Here is a 21,258-nt window from a genome sequence, read left to right as displayed (position 1 = left end):
CCTGCGCAAACCACGCTTGCACCGCCCGGCGGCACAACTCAAGCTATGCTCCATTCACTTAATGTCCGTCTAAGGAAAAGGCCCTCCGACATGCGCATTCTCATCACCGGTGGCGCCGGTTTTATTGGCTCCGCCTTGATCCGCCACCTGATTCAGCACACCGAGCACGAAGTGCTCAACCTGGACAAACTCACGTATGCCGGCAACCTGGAATCGCTGACCAGCATCGCGTCCAACAGCCGCTACGAGTTCGTCCAGGCCGATATTGTCGACCAGGCCACTGTCAGTGCCGTACTGAAGCGCTTCGAGCCCCAGGCGATCATGCACCTGGCGGCCGAGTCCCATGTAGACCGCTCGATCGATGGCCCGTCGGACTTCATTCAGACCAATATCGTAGGCACCTACAGCTTGCTGGAAGCCACCCGCGCCTATTGGCAGACGCTCGACGAGCCCGCCAAGCGTGCGTTCCGCTTCCATCACATCTCCACCGATGAGGTGTACGGCGACCTGCATGGCGTGGACGACCTGTTCACTGAAACCACACCCTATGCACCCAGCTCACCGTATTCGGCCAGCAAGGCGGCGTCCGATCACCTGGTCCGCGCCTGGCAGCGCACCTACGGCTTGCCGGTGCTGCTGACCAACTGCTCGAACAACTACGGGCCATTCCACTTCCCCGAGAAGCTGATCCCGCTGGTGATACTCAATGCCCTCGCGGGCAAGCCACTGCCCGTCTACGGTGACGGTTTGCAGGTGCGCGACTGGCTGTTCGTCGAAGACCACGCCCGCGCATTGCTCAAAGTGGTCACCGAAGGTGTGGTCGGCGAGACCTACAACATCGGCGGACACAACGAGCAGAAGAATATCGACGTGGTACGCGGCATCTGCGCCCTGCTCGAAGAACTGGCGCCACAGCGCCCGGCCGGTGTCGAGCAGTACACCGACCTGATTACCTTCGTGAAGGATCGCCCGGGCCATGACCAGCGCTATGCCATCGATGCTGGCAAGATCGAGCGAGAGCTGGGTTGGACCCCCGAAGAAACCTTTGAAACAGGGCTGCGCAAAACCGTGCAGTGGTACCTGGATAACCTGGAATGGTGCCGCAGGGTCCAGGACGGCAGTTACCAGGGTGAACGTTTGGGCAACACCGACCTTAAGGATCTGATTGCATGATGAAGGGAATCGTATTGGCCGGCGGCTCCGGCACGCGTTTGCACCCCATTACCCTGGGCGTGTCCAAGCAGCTGCTGCCGGTGTATGACAAACCGATGATCTACTACCCGATCTCGGTACTGATGCTGGCGGGAATCAAAGATATTCTGGTGATATCCACACCGGTGGACTTGCCGCAGTATCGCAACCTACTGGGTGATGGCAGCCAGTTTGGCGTACGTTTCAGTTATGCCGAACAGCCAACCCCGGATGGCCTGGCCCAGGCCTTCATCATTGGCGAGGAATTCATCGGCGATGACCCTGTGTGCCTGATCCTGGGTGACAACATATTTCATGGTCAGCACTTCGGCGAGCAATTGCTCCGCGCCGCCAAGCGGCCGACGGGCGCTACTGTCTTCGGCTACTGGGTCAAGGACCCGGAGCGCTTCGGCGTGATCGACTTCGACAGCGAAGGCCGTGCGCTGTCCATCGAAGAAAAGCCCGCGAAGCCCAAGTCCAGCTACGCAGTGACCGGCCTGTACTTCTACGACAACGACGTGATCAAGATCGCCAAGGCAGTCAAGCCGTCGCCTCGAGGGGAGCTTGAGATTACCGACGTCAACAACGCCTACCTCAAGCGCGGCGACCTGCAGGTTGAGCGCTTTGGCCGTGGCTTTGCCTGGCTGGATACGGGGACGCACGACAGCTTGCTGGAAGCCTCGCAGTACGTGCAGACCATCGAACACCGCCAGGGTTTGAAAGTGGCCTGCCTGGAAGAAATCGCCTACGAAAATGGCTGGATCGACCGCGACCACCTGCTGGAACGCGCCAAGTATTTCGGCAAGACCGGCTATGGCCAGTACCTGTTCTCGCTGGCCGGAGAGAACAAGTGAACGTTGTTGAAACCACTTTGCCCGGCGTACTGATCCTCGAACCCAAAGTGTTCGGCGATGAACGCGGCTTTTTCTACGAAAGTTTCAATGCCCGCGCCTTTGAAGCGGCCACTGGGCTCAAGCGTGAATTCGTGCAGGACAATCATTCGCGCTCACAAAAAGGCGTGCTGCGGGGCCTGCACTACCAGCTCGAACACACCCAGGGCAAACTGGTGCGCGTCATCGCCGGGGAAGTGTTGGACGTGACCGTGGACATCCGCCGCAGCTCGCCGAACTTCGGCCAATGGGTCGGCGTGCGGCTGTCAGCACAGAACAATCGCCAGCTGTGGGTGCCGGAAGGTTTCGCCCATGGTTTCGTGGTAGTGAGCGATCACGCCGAGTTCCTGTACAAAACCACCGATTACTATCAGCCCAGCGCCGAACGCAGCATCCTGTGGAATGACCCGACGCTGGCCATCGATTGGCAGCTGACCGAAGCGCCACAGTTGTCCGCCAAGGACCAGGCAGCTAAACCCTTGATGGAAGCCGACCTGTTCCCATGAAGATCCTGATCTGTGGCCAGCACGGCCAAGTCTCCCGCGAACTGCAACAACGCCTCCAGGGCTTGGGCGAACTCATCGTCCTGGGCCGCGACCAGCTTGACCTGGCCAATGCAGAGCAGATCCGCCAGCAAGTGCGCGCCCACCGCCCCAGCCTGATTATCAACGCAGCGGCTCACACCGCTGTCGATCAGGCCGAAAGCGAACCGGACGCCGCATTTGCCATCAACGCCATCGCCCCCGGCATTCTCGCCGAGGAAGCCAAGGCCCTGGGCATCCCGTTGATCCACTACTCAACCGACTACGTGTTCGACGGCAGCAAACCGGCGCCTTACACCGAAGCCGACACGCCGAACCCGCTGGGCGTCTATGGCCAGAGCAAGCTGGCCGGCGAGCAGGCGATTGCAGCCGTAGGGGGTCAGTACCTGGTTCTGCGCACCAGTTGGGTCTACTCCAACCACGGCAAGAACTTCCTGCTGACCATGCAACGCCTGCTGCAGGAAAAACCGCAGATGCGCATCGTCGCCGATCAGATCGGCGCACCGACCTGGGCCGGTAGCATCGCCAACAGTACGCTTGCGTTGATCGAGCGCTGGCAAGCCGGCACAGCGGGGGAATGGGGGGTGTATCACCTGACCGCCCAAGGTGAAACGTCGTGGTTCGGTTTTGCCGAGGCCATCGGCGAGCATCTGCGCAAGCAGGGCAAAGCCTGTGCCGAGCTGGAAGCCATCCCGTCCAGCGCCTACCCGACGCCCGCCCAGCGTCCCTTGAACTCACGCCTCGATTGCAGCCGCTTGCAACAACAATGGCACGTCAGCCAGCCGCAGTGGCAAGACGCATTGCGCGAGTGTCTTGCACAGCAGCACTAGGCATAATGCGCCTGTACCCACAGGCGCACGACTCCCATGACTCCACCCCTCCCGCGCAGGCCCCGCTGGCGCAGCCTCGCCCTCCTGGCGCTTTGCCTGGCGCCGCTATTGTGGCCGCTGGAGCATCTGGCCGAGCGTTATTACCGCAGCGAACTGGCCGGCCAGAACCGCCAGACCCTCGACCTGTACGTCGCCAACCTGCTCGGCACCCTGCACCGCTATGAAGTGCTGCCGCAAATCCTCGGCGACCTGCCGGCCCTGCGCACCGCATTGGACGCGCCCAACGTCAGCACCAACCTGGTCAACGCCAACCTGCTGCTCAAGGAGGTCGCCGCCCAGGCCGGGGTGGAAGTGATGTACCTGATGGACACCACCGGCAAGACCCTCGCGGCGTCCAATTGGGATAAACAAGACAGCTTTGTCGGGCGCAACTTCTCGTTCCGCCCGTATTTCAGCGAAGCCATGGCCGGGCGCCTGGGGCGGTTTTTCGGCCTGGGCACTACATCGGCCAAGCGCGGTTATTTCTTCGCCGCCGCCGTACGTGATGGCGATAAAATCATCGGTGTATTGGTGGTCAAGGTCGACCTGGACCACACCGAAAGCCTGTGGGGCAACACCCCGGAACAACTGCTGGTCACCGACCATAACGGCGTGGTGATCCTGACCTCGCGCCCGCAATGGCGATTCCGCGCGACCCGTCCGCTGACCGCTGAAGAACGCCAGGCCATCATCGCCATCCAGCCCTACCCGACCCGCGACCCGCAGCCGTTGAGCCTGAGCAGCACCGCGTGGCTGCGCCAATCCACGGCCATCGCCGAAACGGGCTGGAATGTGGAAATCCTTGCGCCACGCTCGTTGATCAACCGCCCGGTGCGCACCGTGGTTGCCGTCGGCGGCGCGACGCTGCTGGTGCTGATGTTGCTGCTGGGCCTGATGATGCAACGTCGCCGTCACTACCTGGAGCGCATTGCGTTCGAAGCCAAGGCCCGCCGCGAGCTGGAAGCGCGGGTAGTCGAGCGTACCAGTGACCTGGAGGGCCTCAACCGGCGCCTGAAACAGGAAGTGCTGGAGCGCGAACACGCCCAGCAGGAGTTGGTACGAGCCCAGGACGACCTGGTGCAAGCGGGTAAACTGTCGGCGCTGGGCACCATGTCGGCGAGCATCAGTCACGAACTTAATCAGCCCCTGGCCGCCATCCGCAGCTACGCGGAAAACGCCGAAATCCTGCTCGACCATGAACGCACCGATGACGCCCGCGGCAACCTCAAGCTGATCAGCGAACTGACCGGGCGCATGGCCTCGATCATCGCCCACCTGCGCGCTTTCGCCCGTCGCGACCGCCATGCGCCCGAAAGCGTGGCCCTGCAACCGGCGCTCGACGATGCGCTGGCGTTGCTGGCCAAGCGGCGACGGTCGATGGAGGTGGAACTGATCCGCGACTTGCCGGAGGCCACCCTGTGGGTACAAGCCGGCGAAACCCGCCTGCGCCAGGTGCTGGGCAACCTGCTGGCCAACGCCCTCGACGCCCTCACCGAAAAAGGCCCGCCGCGCAGACTCTGGCTGAGTGCCGAAACCACCGAACAGGGCGTCAACCTGTACATTCGCGACAACGGCCCGGGTTTTTGCATGGAGGCCCTGGGGCGCGCCAGCGAGCCGTTCTACACCACCAAGACACGCACCCAGGGCCTGGGCCTGGGGCTGGCGATCTGCGAGACCCTGATGCGTGCCTTCGGCGGCGAATTGCTGTTTGCCAACCACAAGGAAGGCGGCGCGCTGTTAACCTTGAAATTGCGTGCCGGCTCGCCGGGCGTCAGTCTGCAACCGTCCGAGGACCGCAGTGTATGAGTATCGATAACCAGATTCAGGTGGTGTTGATCGACGACGATCCACACCTGCGTCAGGCGCTGTGCCAGACCCTGGACCTGGCCGGGCTGAAAGTCCTGCCCCTGGGCGAAGCCAGCGGCCTCACCGCACGCCTGTCACGGGACTGGCCGGGGGTGGTGGTCAGCGATATCCGCATGCCCGGCATGGACGGGCTGGAGCTGCTCGCCGAACTGCACGGCCAGGACCCGGACCTGCCGGTGCTGCTGATCACCGGCCATGGCGATGTGCCGCTGGCGGTACAAGCCATGCGCGCCGGTGCCTATGACTTTCTGGAAAAACCCTTCGCCAGCGACGCCCTGCTCGACAGCGTCCGCCGTGCCCTGGCTCTGCGCCGCCTGGTACTGGACAACCGCAGCCTGCGCCTGGCCCTCAGCGATCGTCAGCAATTGAGCACGCGACTGGTCGGGCATTCGCCGCAAATGCTGCGCCTGCGTGAACAGATCGGCGCCCTGGCTGCGACCAAGGCCGATGTGCTGATCCTCGGCGAAACCGGCGCCGGCAAAGAGGTGGTGGCGCGTGCGCTGCACGACCTGTCGAGCCGCCGCAGCGGGCCGTTCGTGGCGATCAACGCCGGGGCGCTGGCTGAATCGGTGGTCGAAAGCGAGCTGTTCGGCCACGAGCCTGGTGCCTTCACCGGCGCGCAGAAACGCCGCATCGGCAAGTTCGAGTTCGCCAACGGCGGCACCTTGTTCCTCGATGAAATCGAAAGCATGAGCCTGGACGTGCAGGTCAAACTCTTGCGCCTGCTGCAGGAGCGTGTGGTGGAGCGGCTGGGCGGCAATCAACTGATCCCGCTGGATATCCGCATCATCGCCGCCACCAAGGAAGACCTGCGCCAGTCCGCCGACCAGGGTCGCTTCCGTGCCGACTTGTATTACCGACTCAACGTCGCGCCGCTGCGTATTCCGCCGCTGCGTGAGCGGGGTGAGGATGCCTTGATGCTGTTCCAGCACTTCGCCGATGAAGCCAGCAGTCGTCACGGCCTGCCGCTGCACGAACTGCAACCGGGCCAGCGCGCCCTGCTGCTGCGCCATAACTGGCCGGGCAATGTGCGCGAACTGCAAAACGCCGCCGAGCGCTTCGCACTGGGGCTGGAACTGGCACTGGATGCCACGCCGGACAACCCTGCCGCCGGTGTGTTGACGTCCACCTCGGGTGGCCTGAGCGAACAGGTCGAGCAGTTCGAAAAAAGCCTGATCGCCGCTGAGCTGACCCGCCCCCACGGCTCCATGCGCAGCCTCGCCGAAGCCCTCGGCGTACCGCGCAAGACCTTGCACGACAAGCTGCGCAAGCACGGCCTGAATTTCGCCAACCAAAGCGGCGATGACGAATGACCGCTCCCACTCGCCAAGAGGCCCCCATGAACCGCGACAGTCGTTACCTGGAATCCATCCTTCACCACGACATCCCACTCACCCGGGAAATGGGCCTCAAGGTGCTCGACTGGCAACACGGGCGGCTGGAACTGCATCTGCCCTTGCACGCCAACATCAACCACAAGAGCACCATGTTCGGCGGCAGCCTGTATTGCGGCGCAGTGCTGGGGGGTTGGGGCTGGCTGCACTTGCAACTGCGTGAAGAAGGCATCGAAGACGGGCACATCGTGATTCAGGAAGGGCAGATCAGTTATCCGCTGCCGGTCACGCGGGATGCAACGGTGGTGTGCCAGGCGCCGGAGGAGAAGGTGTGGAAGCGCTTTTTAGCGACGTACCAGCGCTATGGCCGCGCGCGCATCACGCTGGAGACGTGGGTTGTGAATGAAGGCAGCGAGGAGCGTGCAGTGGCCTTTACCGGGCAGTACGTCCTGCACCGCTGACTGCCACACCCCTCCCACCTTCCGCCTCAGGATCTGGCCAGGGTCAGCAAGCGCTCGCGCCACGCAGCCTTGGCCGGCAACGCCAAAAAGAACGGGTTCAACAACGATGCCCGCGCCGGGTAGCTGAACGGCTCACCGCTCAGCTCCAACACTTCGCCCCCCGCGCCTTCGAGTACGCCCTGGGCTGCCGCCGTGTCCCACTGCGAGGTCGGCGCCAGGCGCGGATAGCAGTCCGCACTGCCCTCGGCCAACAAACAGAACTTCAGCGAGCTGCCGATATTCGTCAGCTTCAATGCGCCCAGGCCTTCGCTCAGCCCGCCCAGCAAACGCTCCTGCTCCGCGCTGGTATGCCGACGACTCGCAACTACGGTGAACGACTCGCCCGCTGCCGGTGCTTCACGCACCTGGATCTGCTTGGGCGCTTCATTCACATCGGATCGCCAGGCACCCAAGCCGGCGCCACCGAAGTAGCAACGGCCGTTGGTGGGCATCGAGACCACGCCGAACACGACGCGGCCCTGTTCGATCAGGGCGATATTCACGGTGAATTCTTCGCTGCCGGAGATGAATTCCTTGGTGCCATCCAACGGATCTACCAGCCACCAGCGCTGCCAGCCGGCGCGCACGCTCTGGTCGATATCGGCATCTTCTTCGGACAGCACCGGAATGCTCGGGTCCAGCGCGGTCAGGCCGGCCAGGATCAGGTGATGAGCGGCCAGGTCCGCGGCCGTCACCGGCGAATCATCGGCTTTGGACGTAACGGCCACGTCAGCGCGCCAGTACGGCAGGATCACTTCACCGGCCTGACGGGCCAGCTCGATCACCGGGGCAATAAACGGGTGGCCTAAAAACAGTTCGCTCATGCGTTAAACGCTCCTCGCTGGGTCAACAGGTCTCGTACCAGGTACAGCGCGGCCAGGGCCCGGCCTTCGCTGAATTGCTCATTTTGCGCCAGCATCGACAGCTCGCGCAGGTTGACCCGGTCCACACGCATCGGCTCAGGTTCATCGCCTTCCAGGCGTTCTTCATAGAGGTCGGTGGCCAGTACCACCTGGATTTTCTGGCTCATGTAGCCAGGCGACAGCGACAGTTCCGTGAGGTGCTCCAACTGCCGTGCGCCGTAGCCCGCCTCTTCCTTGAGTTCGCGATTGGCCGCCGCCAGTACGTCTTCACCGGGCTCGATCAACCCCTTGGGCAACGACAGCTCATATTCGTCGGTGCCGCCGCAGTATTCTTCCACCAGCAACGCATGGTCTGCGTCGATCATGGCCACAATCATCACCGCGCCGTAGCCGGCACCGCGACCCACCAGGCGCTCGTAGGTCCGCTCAACGCCATTGGAGAAGCGCAATTGCACTTCCTCCACGCGGAACAAACGGCTACTGGCGACTATTTCGCGGGCGAGGACGGTGGGTTTCTGGCGCATGAGCGGCTCCTTGGCGTGATCGGGTTACTATACCGTGGCTTTTCCGATTGTCTGTGTCGGATATCTTTACTTACATGAGACCGCCCCATGCCCTCTTTGCCCTGGCACGCCATCGACACTGTCCTGCTGGACATGGACGGCACCCTGCTCGACTTGCATTACGACAACCACTTCTGGATGGAACACCTGCCCCAGCGCTACGCCGAACTGCATGGCGTGAGCCGCGCCCTGGCCGAGATGGAGTTGCAGCCGCTGTTCGAGCGTAACGCCGGACAGTTGCAATGGTATTGCCTGGACTTCTGGAGTACCGAACTGAAGATCCCGGTGCGCGAACTCAAGCTGGAAACCGCGCACCTGATCGCCCTGCGCCCGGATGCCGACACTTTCCTCGCGGCAATCAAACGGGCCGGCAAGCGCGTGATCCTGATCACAAACGCTCATCGTGATTCCCTGTCATTGAAGCTGGAACGCATTGAACTGGCGCCGTATTTCGAGCGGTTGATCAGCTCCCACGATTACGGTTTCGCCAAGGAGAACCCGCAGTTCTGGGATGCCCTGCAAGCCGATATCGGCTTCGACCCGGCAAGGAGTCTGTTTATCGATGACACCTTGCCGATCCTGCGCAGCGCCCAGGCGTTTGGCGTGGGGCATTTGTTGGCGGTAAAGGAGCCGGACAGCAAGAAAGGTCCGAAGGACACGGCGGAATTTGCGGCGGTCGACGACTACCGAGATCTCATTGCCGGACTCTGACCCCATGTGGGAGGGGGCTTGCCCCCGATTGCTGTGCATCAGAGCCACATTCAGTCACTGACACACCACCATCGGGGGCAAGCCCCATCCCACCTTCGTCCTGCGTTTTACTCAGGAATACGCAGCGTCTGCCCTGGGTAAATTTTGTCCGGGTGCGACAACAGCGGCTTGTTAGCCTCAAAGATCTTGTTGTACTGATTGGCGTTGCCATACACCGCCAGGGAAATCGCGCTCAGTGTGTCGCCCTTTTTCACCACGACGAAACGGGCGGCAGCCACAACAGGCCCGGAAACGGTGATCTGGTCATCTACACTGGCCACACCGGCAATGTTGCCCAGCGCCAGCAGGATCTTCTCTTTCTCTTCCTGGGTGGCGACTTCACCGGTCACGGTCACCTTGTCGCCATCCACCGTGGTCTGCACATTCGGATTACCCAGGCCCACTTTGGCCACGTGCTCCTTCAACTGCTCACTGGCGTTTGCATTACCCGGCGTCAACAGGTCGACAATCTTTTCGCCGGCTTCCTTGATAAAGCTGAAAATGCTCATAGTGCGCGCTCCTTGTTAATTGATTTCCAGATGCCCAAGACTAGACCAGTCCTACCGACTTGGGTTCCAACCCGGCAAAAGACCCAAACGCGCTAGAATCCCCCCGCCATTGGAATAAGCCCTGGAGCGAAGATGGACATCAAACAGCTGAAATTCCTCATCGCCCTCGACGAGACCCGCCACTTCGGCCAGGCGGCCGCGCGTTGCCACATCACTCAACCGACACTGTCGATGCGCCTGCGCAGCCTTGAAGAAGAGCTGGACCTGCCTTTGGTCAATCGCGGCCAGCGCTTCGAGGGCTTTACCGCCCCCGGTGAGCGCGTGCTGGCCTGGGCACGCACGGTGCTGGCGGCGTATGACGGCTTGCAGGCCGAAGCGGCCGCCTGTCGCGGCAACCTCGTCGGCACATTGCGCCTGGGCGTGGTGCCGTTGTCGAGCTTCGATCCCTTGGCGTTGATGCAGCAACTGCACAAAGAACACCCGAACCTGCGTTTCGAGCTGTCGGCGCTCAGCTCCGAACAGATCCTTGAGCAACTGGCGAGCAATCGCCTGGACCTGGGCGTGTCTTACCTGGAGCGCCTGGACACCGAGCGTTTCGACTCGCTGGCCTTGGGCGAAACCCGCATGGGCCTGCTCTACGACCAGCGCTTCTTCAGCTTTGGCGACACGCCGTTGAGCTGGGAAGCCCTGATCGAACTGCCCCTGGGCATGCTCACCAGCGGCATGCACTTTCGCCAATCCATCGACCACAACTTCCACAGCCGTGGGCTCAACCCGCAGCCATTGTTGCAGACCGACGCCGTCCATCAGTTGTTGCAAGCCGTGCATGGCGGCTTGTGCTGCGCCGTGATGCCTTTGGACGGTGGCCTGGATGCACTCACCGAGCATCTGCGCCTGCAGCCGATCGAAGACGCCCATACACTCGCGCGTCTGGGCTTGATCATGCGCCGCAGTGCACCGCGCTCGGCGCTGGCAGAGGCGTGTTTCGCGCTGTATCAGAAATCGCAAAACGAGTCTTGATCGACGTCATCTATCGGAAGATCAGTACTGGCGATTAGACGCGACGCTTTGTCGCGCCTAGTCTAAACACTGATCAATCCGCCGGTGGTACTGCCCCATGAACGCCAAGCGCCCAGTCTGCGCGGCGCCCGCTCTTGAAACGCCAGCGCCCGCCGCCAGCCAGAGCTACCAGTATTGCAATCTCGAACATACGGAATTCGTCAGCACAGCCCTGGCCGAGGAAGTGGCGTTGGCGATTGCCTACAACGACATCAGCCAAGCGGTAATGCTGGTGACGCCGACAGACCTGGAAGACTTTATCGTCGGCTTCAGTATAGGCAGCGGCATTATCGCCGACGTTAGCGACATTTATGATCTAAAACTCAGCGGATCGGGCTCTGCCCAATACGCTCAGGTGCAGATCTCCAGCCGTGCCTTCTGGAACCTCAAGCAACAGCGCCGGCAACTGGCCGGCACCAGTGGTTGCGGTCTGTGCGGTGTAGAGGCGGTAGAACAAGCATTGCCTGACCTTGATGTACTGCCGGGCGCGCCTTTGCCGCCTGCCGAATGGCTGGATGGGCTGCGCCAACGCATCAGCGCGTTCCAGCCCTTGGGCCAGTACAGCGGTGCCGTGCATGCCGCCGTATTTATGAACGGCCAGGGCGAATTGTTGCTGGGCCGCGAAGACATTGGCCGACATAACGCTCTGGATAAATTGATCGGTGCATTGATCCGCCAAAAAATTCCGACCGAAGGCGGCCTGGCGATTGTTACCAGCCGTTGCAGCCTGGAGTTGATCCAGAAAGTCCTGCGCGCGGGCATCCAGACCCTGGTCAGCCTGTCGTCACCCACCGGCCTCGCCCTGCAATGGGCGCGCCGGCATAACCTCAATCTCATCCACCTGCCGCAGAAAAGTGCGCCGCGGGTCTACAGCCCTGCGATGGAGAACCAGCCATGAGCCAGCACCACCAAGCCGACCAAACCCCGACCCCGCGCTACAAGCCCTACAAAGGCCCGGCCGGCGGCTGGGGCGCACTGATCAGCGTGGCGCAAGCCTGGCTGACCAGCGACAACGCGCTGAAAAACCTGCGCATGATGCTCAAGACCAACCAGAACGGCGGCTTCGACTGCCCGGGCTGCGCCTGGGGTGACTCGCCGGAGAGCGGCATGGTCAAGTTCTGCGAAAACGGCGCCAAGGCGGTCAACTGGGAAGCTACCAAGCGCCGTGTGGATGGTGCATTTTTCGCCAAGCACAGCGTCACCGCCTTGCTGGAACAGAGCGACTACTGGCTGGAATACCAGGGCCGCCTGACCGAGCCGATGCGCTATGACGCCGAAACCGACCGCTACACGCCCATCAGTTGGGAAGCGGCCTTCGACCTGGTCGGCAAGCACCTCAACGCCCTGCCCAGCCCTGACATGGCCGAGTTCTACACCTCGGGTCGCGCCAGCAACGAAGCGGCCTACCTGTACCAATTGTTCGTGCGCGCCTACGGCACCAACAACTTCCCGGACTGTTCGAACATGTGCCACGAAGCCAGCGGCGTTGCCCTGGCGCAAAGCGTGGGCGTCGGCAAAGGCACCGTGACCTTTGATGACTTCGAACATGCCGATGCGATCTTCGTCTGGGGCCAGAACCCCGGCACCAACCACCCGCGCATGCTCGAACCGCTGCGTGAAGCGGTTAAACGCGGCGCTCAGGTGGTGTGCATCAACCCACTCAAAGAGCGCGGCCTGGAACGCTTCCAGCACCCGCAACACCCGCTGGAAATGCTCACCAACGGCGACAAGCCAACCAACACCGCCTACTTCCGCCCGGCGCTGGGTGGCGACATGGCCATCCTGCGCGGCATGGCCAAGTTCCTGCTCCTGTGGGAGCGCCAGGCCCAGGCCGAAGGCAAGGAGGCCGTGTTCGACCACGACTTCCTCAACGAGCACACCGCCAACGTGCTGGAATACCTGGGCAAGATCGACGATACCTCCTGGGATGAGATCGTCGAACAGTCCGGCCTGACCCTGGTCGAGATCGAGCAAGCCGCGCGCATGTACGCCAAAGGCAAGAACGTGATCATGTGCTGGGCGATGGGCATCACCCAGCACCGCCATTCGGTGCCGACCATCCAGGAAATCGCCAACCTGATGCTGCTGCGCGGCAATATCGGCCGCCCAGGCGCCGGCCTGTGCCCGGTGCGTGGCCACAGTAACGTGCAGGGCGACCGCACCATGGGCATCAACGAACGCCCTCCGGTGGCGTTCCTCGATTCCCTGGAGCGTCGCTTCCAATTCCAGGTGCCGCGTGAAAACGGGCACAACGTAGTGGAAGCCATCCACGCCATGCTCGAAGGCCGCTCCAAGGTGTTTATCGGCCTGGGCGGCAACTTCGCTCAAGCCACGCCGGACAGCCTGCGTACCTTCGAAGCCCTGCGCAATTGCGACCTTACCGTGCAGATCAGCACCAAGCTCAACCGTAGCCATTTGATGCACGGCAAAGATGCACTGATCCTGCCGTGCCTGGGCCGTACCGACATCGATATCCAGGCCGAAGGCCCGCAAGCGGTGACGGTGGAAGACTCGTTCAGCATGGTCCACGGTTCCAATGGCCAGTTGCAGCCGCTGTCGAAACTCATGAAATCCGAACCGGCAATCCTGGCCGGTATCGCTGCCGCGACCCTGGGCAGCAAGCCGGTGGACTGGAACTGGCTGGTGGCCGACTACAGCCGCATCCGCGACCTGATTGCCGACACCATTCCCGGCTTCAAGGACTTCAACGAGAAGATCAAGCATCCGGGCGGTTTCTATCTGGGCAACTCCGCGGGCGCGCGCCGCTGGAATACCCCGTCGGGCCGCGCCAACTTCCGCCCGAACATCCTGCCCAAGGACTTGATCCATGAACGCACCCACGCGACCGGCCACGTACCGGACCTGATCATGCAATCGATGCGCTCCCACGATCAGTACAACACCACCATCTACGGCCTGGACGACCGCTACCGTGGGGTCAAGGGCCAGCGTGACGTGCTGTTCGTCAACGAAGCCGACATCATCCGCCTGGGCTTCAAGCCGGGGCAGAAGGCCGACATCGTGTCATTGTGGGAGGACGGCCGCGAGCGCCGTGTGAAGGGCTTTACCTTGCTGGCGTTCGATATTCCGGCAGGGCAGGCTGCGGCTTACTACCCGGAAGTGAACCCGCTGGTGCCGCTGGAAAGCACCGGGGATGGCAGCCATACACCGACGTCGAAGTTCGTGGCGATCCGGTTGGAAGCGGCGAGTGACAATGGCTTGATCATGGCGCGCTCGGCCTGATCAGGACCGTTGTGGTGGGCAGACTTGTATTGGTCCGCTCGCCACAGGGAATTACCCGCAAAAGGAATTTCGGGCACAAAAAAGGCCGCTTTTGCATAAAAGCGGCCGTTCCGAAGTAGCTAAAGACTCGCAAAACAGACTTAAGTTCCCGAGTAAAAACAGTAACTTATAGAATTGTGTACAACTCGTGCTACTGGTCGGATTTCTATTGTCACAATCCAGATACAGCCTCAGGATCGCGCCGTCATCCTCTTGAGGTCTCCCTAATGAAGTTCTCCTCGATTCTCTTGTTGTCCCTTGGCCTGGTCAGTGGCGCAGCCATGGCCGGTGGCACCACCGAAGCCGGTGTGGGCGGCGCATTGGGCGGGGTTCTGGGTTCGGTCGTTGGCCAGCAGCTAGGCGGCAACACCGGTTCGACCATCGGCGCAGCCTTGGGTGGCGCGGGTGGTAGTGCGGTGGGCGCCGACAAGCGCAGCCGTGGCGAAGCCGCTATTGGCGGCGCATTGGGCGCAGCCGGCGGCAACGTTGTGGGCCGCAGTGTCGGCGGCAGCACCGGCGCACTGATCGGTTCAGCGGCCGGCGGTGGTGCCGGTGGCGCACTGGGCAACTACATGGGCAACAAGAGCGATGATGACGACCGTCGCAGCCGTGGCCGTGATCACCGCCGTTATGACCGTGACGACCACCGTGGGCGCGGTCATGCCTATGGGCATCGCAAGAACAAGCATCACTACCGCGACTGATAGTTGCTGAGTGTAGGAGCCGGCTTGCCGGCTCCTACAGGGTGATCAACCGCTGCAATGCCTCGCGCAACCGCCCCGGAATCGTCACCGGCTGGTTCGTCCCCCGATCCACGAACACATGCACAAACCGCCCCGCCGCACAGGCGTCTTCTTCGCCCGCCTTGAACACCGCCAACTCGTACTGCACTGAGCTGTTGCCCAGCTTGCCCACCCGCAGGCCGATGTCGATGCGCTCGGGAAAGGCGATCGACGCAAAGTAATCACACGCCGAACTCACCACAAACCCCACCACATCGCCTTCCTGAATATCCAGACCACCTTGCTCGATCAGGTAGGTATTCACTGCCGTGTCAAAGAAGCTGTAGTAGGTCACGTTGTTCACATGGCCATACACATCGTTGTCGTGCCAACGCGTGATGATCGGCTGGAAGTGAGGGAAATCGGCGCGTTGCAGTACGGTATCAGGCATCGGGTCATCTCGTGAAAGTGAGTTACAGGTCATTCAAATGGGCCTGGGCCCACTCGCGTACCTCGGCGTACGGATACTCTTCCAGCACAGCAAAACCCGGAATACCTCGCGCCTTCAGCTTGGTAAACAACGGCACGCTGATGCCCCCGAGGAAACGCGTCAGGCGTTCCGCGCCAGGCAGTTGCCCGGTGTGTTCATGATGCCTGTGGATAAAATCGCCGCACAGCTCCATGAAGTTCTTATCCACAAGTGGCGGCAAGCCCGGCGGCGAAGGAAGGCGCGCAACATGACCGTGGCACACCGAGCAATGCCCACAACGCTGCGGTGCATTTTCATCGCCAAAGTACTGTGCCAGGCGCTGCCCCAGGCAGTGTTCGGTGGCAAACAGATCGAGCATGGCGTGAATCCGCGCGACTTCTGCCACCTCGTGCTGCTTGAAGCCTGTGTATAACTCAGCGCTCAACACCTGTGGATCGAAATCGGTCTCCAGCAGGCTGTAGACCTCGGTCATTTGCTTGCTTTCCAGTTCGATCAGGCCCTGCTCCTGGAAATAATCCAGCGCCTTCACCACCCGATTGCGCTCGGCGTTGTGCTGCTGATACAGCACGTCGAAATCCACTGTCGCCCAGCTCCTCGCGCGCTTGCAAACCTGGATGATCGCCGCGACAAACTGCTGCCGCTCACCGGAGAAACGTGCCAGCAAAGCCTCAGGTTCGACCAGGTATTTGAAACGGTACTCGGCATAAAACGCGTAACGCGGCGCGATCACGCCCTTGAGCTCCAACTGCACCAGCAGCGTCTTCAACGGCAGCTCGCGGATATTGCTGAGGTCCGACAAGGACCTGAGCAAAAACTCCCACTGCCCATCGCCCCGCGCGGCCTGCAACTCTTCCAGCACCCGCCGGATACCTTCCTGCTCTGGCGTATCGCCGTACACGAAATTTTCCAGCACATTGAGGCTGTCGCGATTGGCCAGCACCAGGCAGTCGGATGGCTGCCCATCACGCCCCGCCCGGCCAATCTCCTGGCTGTAGTTCTCGATGGATTTGGGCAGGTCAAAGTGCACCACGTTGCGGATATCACTCTTGTCGATGCCCATGCCAAACGCGATGGTGGCGACGATGCAATTGGAGCGTCCACCCATGAAGCGCTGCTGGATGCCCTCGCGTTTATCGTGGGGCAAACCCGCGTGATAGGCCTCGGCCTGGATGCCGTTGCGATTCAGGTGCTCGGCAATCTGCTCGGCGGTTTTCTGCAAGGTAACGTAGACAATGCTCGGCTGGTCGACGCGCTCACTCATCCACTGCACCAGCCGGCGACGCTTGTCCGCACCGCTGACCGGCTCCACCAGCAGGTTGAGGTTGGGCCGGTAGAAGCCCGTGGTGACCACATCGTCCGGGGCAATGGCGAACTTGGCCTGCATGTCGGCAATCACCTTGGGCGTGGCTGTCGCCGTCAGCAGCAGTGCTTGTGGGATATTGAACTGACGCTGGTAGTCCGGCAGTTTCAGATAGTCCGGACGGAAGTTGTGGCCCCATTCGGAAATACAGTGGGCCTCGTCCACCACCAACAACGAGATCCGCACACTTTGCAGGAAGTTACGGAAGCGCTCGTTCTTCAAGCGCTCCACCGAAATCATCAGGATCTTGAGTTCGCCCGACCGCGCACGGGCCATGACCTCATTGGCCTCATCGCGGTTCTGGGCCGAGTCGATACTGCCCGCCGCAATGCCATGGCGCTGCAGGAAACCCAGCTGATCCTGCATCAACGCCAACAGCGGCGATACCACCAGCGTCAGGTGCGGCAGCAATACCGCCGACAGCTGGTAACACAGGGACTTGCCCGACCCGGTAGGGAAAATAGCGGCCGCCGAACGCCCGGCCAGTATGGCGCTGACCGTTTCTTCCTGGCCCGGACGAAACTGTGGATAACCAAAGACCTGTTGGAGGGTGTCGTGCATAGGCTGTCACTCCATTGACCGCTGAGGGAGTCAAAAACATAGATCAGCGATCGAGAATAGGTCGGGGATAAACGCTACAAACTGATACAGAGAAAACCAGCAGGCCTACGCAAAAACGAAGACATTAACATGCCTGATCACAAGCGCCCGACCCGGAGTCGTGAATGTCGCACAAGCCAGTATTCCCATCGCTACGCCTGAGCCTGCTCACATTGCCGCTGTTGCTGTTGGGGTGCGTGACCCCACCCTCCCCAAAGCCCGCCGAGCCGGATACACAGCGCTTTGAAACCCTCGAGTACCTGGCGCAAAAAGCCCTGCCCGTCGTCAAGGCATCAGCACTCTACGCACGGGGTGGCACAGGCCAGGGTGTCAAAGTGGCACTGATCGATTCAGGCCTGAACCAGGACCTGCCTGAGTTCTACGGTCGCGTGGCCGACCCGGGCTACGACTTTGTGCGCCACCAGCCGGGAACCCTCGATATCAAGGGTCACGGCACCCAGATGGCCGGTATTCTCGCCGCCAACAAGAACGACCAGGGCATCCACGGCATTGCGTTTAACGCCCAGTTGATTCCCATGCGCTTCGGTGATGACAAGGAGCCTTTTTATTTTGACAGTGAAATTGCCCAGGCCTGGACGCTCGCACACACAAAGGGCGCACGGATCTTCAGCAACTCATGGGCCAATCCCATCGAAGCCAACACCAACGAAGTTCCCATCTATGAACGCTTGATGGGGGACTCATTGGACGTGGCGAAAAAGCTGGTCGCCGAGGGTGCTGTTTTCGTGTTTTCCACCGGCAATGAGGTCAAGCGTGAGCCGCTTGCCGAGCCCGGCCTGCCGGCACTGGTGCCTGAACTGGAGAAGGGCTGGATAGCCGTCATGGCACTCAAGAGCGACGGCACCGCCATCAATCTCAAGTCCAACTATTGCGGCCTCGCGGCCCGCTGGTGCATCGCGGTACCGGGAGGTGACGGTGGAGCAGGGCTGTTGACCACCAACAAGGACGGCAGCTACGGACCTACGGCCGGCACTTCGCCAGCCGCTGCGCTGGTCAGCGGCGCCTTGGCTGCCTTGCAAAGTCGCTTTCCCGAAATGACGCCGCAACAAGTGCGTGACCGCCTGCTCAGCACCGCCAATCGAACAGGCATCTACGCCAACAGCGAAGCCTATGGGCGTGGGTTGATGGACCTGGACGCTGCCTCGCGCCTGTAATCGCGCCCAAACAAACAACGCGCCCTAAGGCGCGTTGTCGGTAGAGCATTTGTCGCTGTGTATCAGCGGTTCTGCACCCGCTCGATCGCCGTGTCATACACCGGGTTAGCCTTCTGCTCCTTGGCCAACTGGTAGTGACGCAACGCATCCGGGAACTGCCCCGCCGCTTCGTAGATCCGCGCAATGTTGTAGTAAGCGCCCGCTCGCACCGTCGCAGCGTTCGCGCCCGTGGCGAGGGCGATAGCCTTGCGATTGGCCCAGATCGACTCGGCGGTGTTGCCGGCCTTCTGATACGCCAGGCCCAGGTTGCCGTAGGCCTTGCCGAAACCATTGTCCAACTCGATAGCCTGGCGGAACAGGTCGATAGCCTGGTCCAGCTTGCCGGCCTGGTAAGCCGCTTCACCTTGCACGTTCAGACGTTTTGCATCGGCTTGCGCAGAAGAGCTCACCGCCACAGCGGTAACGGCCACGCTGTCATCCAGCAACGGTTTGACTTCGTTAAGCACGTTCGCCGCGTTCACCGTCACGCCACTGAAGGTGTTGATGTCCTGGAAGTCGCCACTGCCGGTCATGCGGAACACGGTCCACAGGTTGCCGCTGCGGTTTTTCGGCACGTAGTAGGTACGCACCAGCGATTGGCCCATGTACACGAATACCTTGGCTTCGCTGTTGGACAGCTGGCGCGAGCCTGGATTGCCGCCGTTGGTGAAGTCATGCACGGCATACACGTAGCTTTCGCCGTAGTGTTTTTTCTGCAGGGTGATAGTTTCCGGGCCGTAGCTGTCGACGTCATCCACGTCCAGTTCAGCGTCGGTGCCCGTCTTGTTCTCGAAGTAGATATTGTTGCCAGGGAAGATCATGTGGGAATCGAGGTCTTCCGGGGTCTTGCCCCAGGTCAGTACCACACGCAGGCCGTCGAGGTTTTCCATCACCGGGCTGATGGCATACGTCATGCCGGCGCATGGGCACTTCACCACCAGGTTCGAGTAGCCGGGCTTCTTGATGATCAGAAGATTGGTGGCATCGTCTGCGGCTTCGCTGGTGAGGGTCACTTGCCCCTGGGCGTTGGTACGGCCCACTACGTTCTGCGCGCCGTTGCGTTGCAGCAACACCTCGGCGTCGGCGATTTTCTGGTCCTTGACCACCGCACTGAGCACTTCAATCGGCAATTGCGCCGCCTGGACTGAAAACGCGACCGCACACAATGACATTGCCGAAGCAACACGCAGCAAACCCATGCTTAACTCCCTTTAAGTAGCGGGCGGAATCGCCCTGCAAGATTTTGCGGTGAAACATACTCCGAAATGCGTGGGCTGGCGGATTATTTATACAGAATGTGACGTGGTTTTTATCCCGCCTGCCTGTTGAAGCATTGCGCTACAATCAAGCCTTGCTACCCAAGAGTACGCTGCCATGAGCGAACCGACGTTTGAGCAAAAACAGGATCATTACCACAAGATCCGCCGTTCCAATTACCTGGCCAGCCTGCGCCTGGAAGGGTTCGACACCCAACCGGCCGACGTCGACAAGCCCTTGCCGACCCGTGAAGCCGTCCTTGCCAAGTACCGCAACACCCCACGCTGATGCTCGACAAATACGGGGTGGGCCAGGATCCGTACTGCTATCCCGGTAGCAGCGTCCTGCGCAACCGCCTCGATCTGCACGACGAAGCCCAACTGCACCAGGCCGAGCGGGAATTATCCGAAATCGCCGTAGGCAACCTCCCTCTCTTCCCGCCGCCCTACGACCTCGAACGCCTGCAACACATACACCGCGTCCTGTTCGGCGACCTCTACGACTGGGCCGGTGAACTGCGCAGCGTCAACATCCAGAAGGGCGACACGCTGTTCTGCACCCCGGAACGCATCCCGCCGGAAGCGGCGAAGATCATCCGGCAAATGGAGGCAGCGAACTGGTATGTCGGGGCGAGCCAGGCCCAGCTGGTGAAGCAGATTGCCGAAGCCTACGGCGACCTCAACGTCATCCATCCCTTCCGCGAAGGTAATGGCCGAGCACAACGGATCTTGTTCGAGCAGATCATCGTGAATGCCGGGTTTTCAGTGAACTGGTGGCTGGTGAAGCACGCGGCGTGGATACCAGCGAATATTGATGCGGTGGCCTGTGATTATCGGGGGCTGGAGGCGATTTTTGAGCGGTGTGTGAGTAGGCCGGTCGGTGCCTGATCGGACCACGCACAGTTAAACCATCTGTTTATTGCCCGGAAACTGACTCACTTCTAAGGTTCGCTTCGTCGCTGCCAAATCAGCGGCCGGGTTTGGTCACTCGAAATACAGCAGAGACAAAACATGCCAACTCGTTTGGCGTATTTCTTTGAATCTGTATTGGAACACTGCAATGACAAAACCTAACGTTTCAACCAATCGCTATCGCGTTCTTCGCACCAACTTCACCGACACCCGTCCGCTTATCATCGACATTCAAGCCAAAGCCGAAGACATCCAGTCCGCCGCGCATCAACGCATCCGCGCTGCCACAGACTTGCTGGAAACCTTCTCCTGCGTGACATTCGAACACGCAGACCTCAAAGACATTTCCCACATCACTAACGCCCTGTACCTGCTCGTTCAGGACGGCTGTGATTTGCTGGAAGAAGCGCAGCACGTGCAGCTACAACCTCAACAGCCATACACCTAAGCTCCTACAACTGAACGCTTTAACCACCGGAAATCACT

22 protein-coding genes are annotated in these 21,258 nt (G+C 61.1%); 16 read left to right on the top strand and 6 right to left on the bottom strand.

Annotated elements, in window-relative coordinates:
- The first annotated feature begins 90 nt into the window (after window positions 1-90).
- The 7 genes from rfbB to BM026_RS10325 are packed head-to-tail and all read left to right on the top strand — an operon-like array spanning window position 91 to window position 7,153.
- A complete protein-coding gene (gene rfbB / locus BM026_RS10355) occupies window positions 91-1,173 on the top strand; it encodes a dTDP-glucose 4,6-dehydratase (protein ID WP_092248485.1) in 1,083 nt (360 codons plus the stop codon).
- Window positions 1,170-2,045, top strand: coding sequence for a glucose-1-phosphate thymidylyltransferase RfbA (rfbA, locus tag BM026_RS10350; RefSeq protein ID WP_093528408.1), 876 nt, complete (start codon window positions 1,170-1,172; stop codon window positions 2,043-2,045). Before rfbB ends, rfbA begins: the two co-directional genes overlap by 4 nt.
- On the top strand, window positions 2,042-2,587 hold the full coding sequence (gene rfbC, locus BM026_RS10345; RefSeq protein WP_093513567.1) for a dTDP-4-dehydrorhamnose 3,5-epimerase: 546 nt from the start codon (window positions 2,042-2,044) through the stop codon (window positions 2,585-2,587). The genes rfbA and rfbC overlap by 4 nt, the downstream gene beginning before the upstream one ends.
- Window positions 2,584-3,453, top strand: a complete 870-nt coding sequence (gene rfbD / locus BM026_RS10340) for a dTDP-4-dehydrorhamnose reductase (protein ID WP_093121629.1) — start codon at window positions 2,584-2,586, stop codon at window positions 3,451-3,453. Before rfbC ends, rfbD begins: the two co-directional genes overlap by 4 nt.
- Window positions 3,454-3,489: 36 nt before the next feature.
- Window positions 3,490-5,298 carry a sensor histidine kinase gene (locus tag BM026_RS10335; RefSeq protein ID WP_093121632.1) on the top strand — a complete coding sequence of 603 codons (1,809 nt, stop codon included), beginning with the start codon at window positions 3,490-3,492 and terminating at the stop codon, window positions 5,296-5,298.
- Window positions 5,295-6,671, top strand: coding sequence for a sigma-54-dependent transcriptional regulator (locus tag BM026_RS10330; RefSeq protein ID WP_071492474.1), 1,377 nt, complete (start codon window positions 5,295-5,297; stop codon window positions 6,669-6,671). The genes BM026_RS10335 and BM026_RS10330 overlap by 4 nt, the downstream gene beginning before the upstream one ends.
- Before the next feature lie 26 nt (window positions 6,672-6,697).
- The gene (locus tag BM026_RS10325; RefSeq protein ID WP_092248499.1) at window positions 6,698-7,153 is read left to right on the top strand and encodes a YiiD C-terminal domain-containing protein; all 456 of its coding nucleotides are present in this window, start codon (window positions 6,698-6,700) and stop codon (window positions 7,151-7,153) included.
- A 26-nt stretch (window positions 7,154-7,179) separates the two neighbouring features.
- Here BM026_RS10325 and cysQ read toward each other — a convergent pair whose 3' ends face one another.
- Entirely contained in the window at window positions 7,180-8,016 is an 837-nt protein-coding gene (gene cysQ, locus BM026_RS10320) for a 3'(2'),5'-bisphosphate nucleotidase CysQ (protein ID WP_071492476.1), read from the bottom strand.
- On the bottom strand, window positions 8,013-8,579 hold the full coding sequence (nudE, locus tag BM026_RS10315) for an ADP compounds hydrolase NudE (RefSeq protein ID WP_071492477.1): 567 nt from the start codon (window positions 8,577-8,579) through the stop codon (window positions 8,013-8,015). Before nudE ends, cysQ begins: the two co-directional genes overlap by 4 nt.
- An 87-nt stretch (window positions 8,580-8,666) precedes the next feature.
- Here nudE and yrfG point away from each other — a divergent pair, with 87 nt between their 5' ends.
- Window positions 8,667-9,329 carry a GMP/IMP nucleotidase gene (gene yrfG / locus BM026_RS10310; protein WP_092248503.1) on the top strand — a complete coding sequence of 221 codons (663 nt, stop codon included), beginning with the start codon at window positions 8,667-8,669 and terminating at the stop codon, window positions 9,327-9,329.
- Window positions 9,330-9,436: 107 nt separating this feature from the next.
- On the opposite strand, the gene lysM is transcribed toward yrfG, so the two are convergent.
- Window positions 9,437-9,877: a peptidoglycan-binding protein LysM gene (lysM, locus tag BM026_RS10305; protein ID WP_071492479.1), complete on the bottom strand. Its 441-nt coding sequence runs from the start codon at window positions 9,875-9,877 to the stop codon at window positions 9,437-9,439.
- 132 nt (window positions 9,878-10,009) lie between these two features.
- Here lysM and BM026_RS10300 point away from each other — a divergent pair, with 132 nt between their 5' ends.
- From BM026_RS10300 to BM026_RS10285, 4 genes are all read left to right on the top strand, one after another.
- A complete protein-coding gene (locus tag BM026_RS10300) occupies window positions 10,010-10,897 on the top strand; it encodes a LysR family transcriptional regulator (RefSeq protein ID WP_092248505.1) in 888 nt (295 codons plus the stop codon).
- A gap of 97 nt (window positions 10,898-10,994) precedes the next feature.
- The gene (gene fdhD / locus BM026_RS10295) at window positions 10,995-11,834 is read left to right on the top strand and encodes a formate dehydrogenase accessory sulfurtransferase FdhD (RefSeq protein ID WP_093528404.1); all 840 of its coding nucleotides are present in this window, start codon (window positions 10,995-10,997) and stop codon (window positions 11,832-11,834) included.
- Window positions 11,831-14,179: an FdhF/YdeP family oxidoreductase gene (locus tag BM026_RS10290; protein ID WP_093528401.1), complete on the top strand. Its 2,349-nt coding sequence runs from the start codon at window positions 11,831-11,833 to the stop codon at window positions 14,177-14,179. Before fdhD ends, BM026_RS10290 begins: the two co-directional genes overlap by 4 nt.
- A 266-nt stretch (window positions 14,180-14,445) precedes the next feature.
- Window positions 14,446-14,922 carry a glycine zipper domain-containing protein gene (locus tag BM026_RS10285; protein ID WP_058424794.1) on the top strand — a complete coding sequence of 159 codons (477 nt, stop codon included), beginning with the start codon at window positions 14,446-14,448 and terminating at the stop codon, window positions 14,920-14,922.
- Window positions 14,923-14,956: 34 nt separating this feature from the next.
- Here the strand turns inward: BM026_RS10285 and BM026_RS10280 are convergent, their stop codons facing one another.
- Both BM026_RS10280 and BM026_RS10275 read right to left on the bottom strand, forming a co-directional pair.
- A complete protein-coding gene (locus BM026_RS10280) occupies window positions 14,957-15,391 on the bottom strand; it encodes an acyl-CoA thioesterase (protein ID WP_093528398.1) in 435 nt (144 codons plus the stop codon).
- Between the two features lie 22 nt (window positions 15,392-15,413).
- The gene (locus BM026_RS10275) at window positions 15,414-17,351 is read right to left on the bottom strand and encodes a RecQ family ATP-dependent DNA helicase (RefSeq protein WP_092248516.1); all 1,938 of its coding nucleotides are present in this window, start codon (window positions 17,349-17,351) and stop codon (window positions 15,414-15,416) included.
- Between the two features lie 164 nt (window positions 17,352-17,515).
- Between BM026_RS10275 and BM026_RS10270 the strand changes: the two genes are divergently transcribed.
- Window positions 17,516-18,565, top strand: a complete 1,050-nt coding sequence (locus BM026_RS10270) for a S8 family peptidase (protein ID WP_093121654.1) — start codon at window positions 17,516-17,518, stop codon at window positions 18,563-18,565.
- A 62-nt stretch (window positions 18,566-18,627) separates the two neighbouring features.
- On the opposite strand, the gene BM026_RS10265 is transcribed toward BM026_RS10270, so the two are convergent.
- Window positions 18,628-19,803, bottom strand: a complete 1,176-nt coding sequence (locus BM026_RS10265; protein ID WP_092248522.1) for a tetratricopeptide repeat protein — start codon at window positions 19,801-19,803, stop codon at window positions 18,628-18,630.
- A 175-nt stretch (window positions 19,804-19,978) separates the two neighbouring features.
- Here BM026_RS10265 and BM026_RS10260 point away from each other — a divergent pair, with 175 nt between their 5' ends.
- The 3 genes from BM026_RS10260 to BM026_RS10250 all read left to right on the top strand — a co-directional run bounded on the left by BM026_RS10260 (window position 19,979) and on the right by BM026_RS10250 (window position 21,220).
- Window positions 19,979-20,149, top strand: a complete 171-nt coding sequence (locus tag BM026_RS10260) for a YhfG family protein (protein WP_016979054.1) — start codon at window positions 19,979-19,981, stop codon at window positions 20,147-20,149.
- Window positions 20,149-20,748, top strand: coding sequence for a putative adenosine monophosphate-protein transferase Fic (locus BM026_RS10255; RefSeq protein WP_093528395.1), 600 nt, complete (start codon window positions 20,149-20,151; stop codon window positions 20,746-20,748). Before BM026_RS10260 ends, BM026_RS10255 begins: the two co-directional genes overlap by 1 nt.
- Before the next feature lie 172 nt (window positions 20,749-20,920).
- Window positions 20,921-21,220, top strand: coding sequence for a hypothetical protein (locus tag BM026_RS10250; protein WP_093528392.1), 300 nt, complete (start codon window positions 20,921-20,923; stop codon window positions 21,218-21,220).
- Window positions 21,221-21,258 lie beyond the last annotated feature (38 nt).

The organism is Pseudomonas sp. NFPP24, from assembly GCF_900112095.1.
In the GTDB taxonomy this organism is placed as follows: domain Bacteria; phylum Pseudomonadota; class Gammaproteobacteria; order Pseudomonadales; family Pseudomonadaceae; genus Aquipseudomonas; species Aquipseudomonas extremorientalis.
Note: the sequence above shows the minus strand (reverse complement) of the source record. Positions and strands in the feature narration are given on the sequence as shown.

What these genes read in the sequence shown, in the direction of transcription:
- rfbD (WP_093121629.1), top strand. Translation starts at nt 2,584, where the DNA reads ATGAAGATCCTGATCTGTGGCCAGCACGGCCAAGTCTCCCGCGAACTG.
- rfbB (WP_092248485.1), top strand. Translation starts at nt 91, where the DNA reads ATGCGCATTCTCATCACCGGTGGCGCCGGTTTTATTGGCTCCGCCTTG.
- yrfG (WP_092248503.1), top strand. Translation starts at nt 8,667, where the DNA reads ATGCCCTCTTTGCCCTGGCACGCCATCGACACTGTCCTGCTGGACATG.
- BM026_RS10335 (WP_093121632.1), top strand. Translation starts at nt 3,490, where the DNA reads ATGACTCCACCCCTCCCGCGCAGGCCCCGCTGGCGCAGCCTCGCCCTC.
- lysM (WP_071492479.1), bottom strand. Translation starts at nt 9,877, where the DNA reads ATGAGCATTTTCAGCTTTATCAAGGAAGCCGGCGAAAAGATTGTCGAC.
- BM026_RS10265 (WP_092248522.1), bottom strand. Translation starts at nt 19,803, where the DNA reads ATGGGTTTGCTGCGTGTTGCTTCGGCAATGTCATTGTGTGCGGTCGCG.
- rfbA (WP_093528408.1), top strand. Translation starts at nt 1,170, where the DNA reads ATGATGAAGGGAATCGTATTGGCCGGCGGCTCCGGCACGCGTTTGCAC.
- BM026_RS10270 (WP_093121654.1), top strand. Translation starts at nt 17,516, where the DNA reads ATGTCGCACAAGCCAGTATTCCCATCGCTACGCCTGAGCCTGCTCACA.
- BM026_RS10275 (WP_092248516.1), bottom strand. Translation starts at nt 17,351, where the DNA reads ATGCACGACACCCTCCAACAGGTCTTTGGTTATCCACAGTTTCGTCCG.
- BM026_RS10250 (WP_093528392.1), top strand. Translation starts at nt 20,921, where the DNA reads ATGACAAAACCTAACGTTTCAACCAATCGCTATCGCGTTCTTCGCACC.
- nudE (WP_071492477.1), bottom strand. Translation starts at nt 8,579, where the DNA reads ATGCGCCAGAAACCCACCGTCCTCGCCCGCGAAATAGTCGCCAGTAGC.
- BM026_RS10325 (WP_092248499.1), top strand. Translation starts at nt 6,698, where the DNA reads ATGAACCGCGACAGTCGTTACCTGGAATCCATCCTTCACCACGACATC.
- BM026_RS10290 (WP_093528401.1), top strand. Translation starts at nt 11,831, where the DNA reads ATGAGCCAGCACCACCAAGCCGACCAAACCCCGACCCCGCGCTACAAG.
- BM026_RS10285 (WP_058424794.1), top strand. Translation starts at nt 14,446, where the DNA reads ATGAAGTTCTCCTCGATTCTCTTGTTGTCCCTTGGCCTGGTCAGTGGC.
- BM026_RS10255 (WP_093528395.1), top strand. Translation starts at nt 20,149, where the DNA reads ATGCTCGACAAATACGGGGTGGGCCAGGATCCGTACTGCTATCCCGGT.
- BM026_RS10330 (WP_071492474.1), top strand. Translation starts at nt 5,295, where the DNA reads ATGAGTATCGATAACCAGATTCAGGTGGTGTTGATCGACGACGATCCA.
- fdhD (WP_093528404.1), top strand. Translation starts at nt 10,995, where the DNA reads ATGAACGCCAAGCGCCCAGTCTGCGCGGCGCCCGCTCTTGAAACGCCA.
- cysQ (WP_071492476.1), bottom strand. Translation starts at nt 8,016, where the DNA reads ATGAGCGAACTGTTTTTAGGCCACCCGTTTATTGCCCCGGTGATCGAG.
- BM026_RS10280 (WP_093528398.1), bottom strand. Translation starts at nt 15,391, where the DNA reads ATGCCTGATACCGTACTGCAACGCGCCGATTTCCCTCACTTCCAGCCG.
- BM026_RS10260 (WP_016979054.1), top strand. Translation starts at nt 19,979, where the DNA reads ATGAGCGAACCGACGTTTGAGCAAAAACAGGATCATTACCACAAGATC.
- BM026_RS10300 (WP_092248505.1), top strand. Translation starts at nt 10,010, where the DNA reads ATGGACATCAAACAGCTGAAATTCCTCATCGCCCTCGACGAGACCCGC.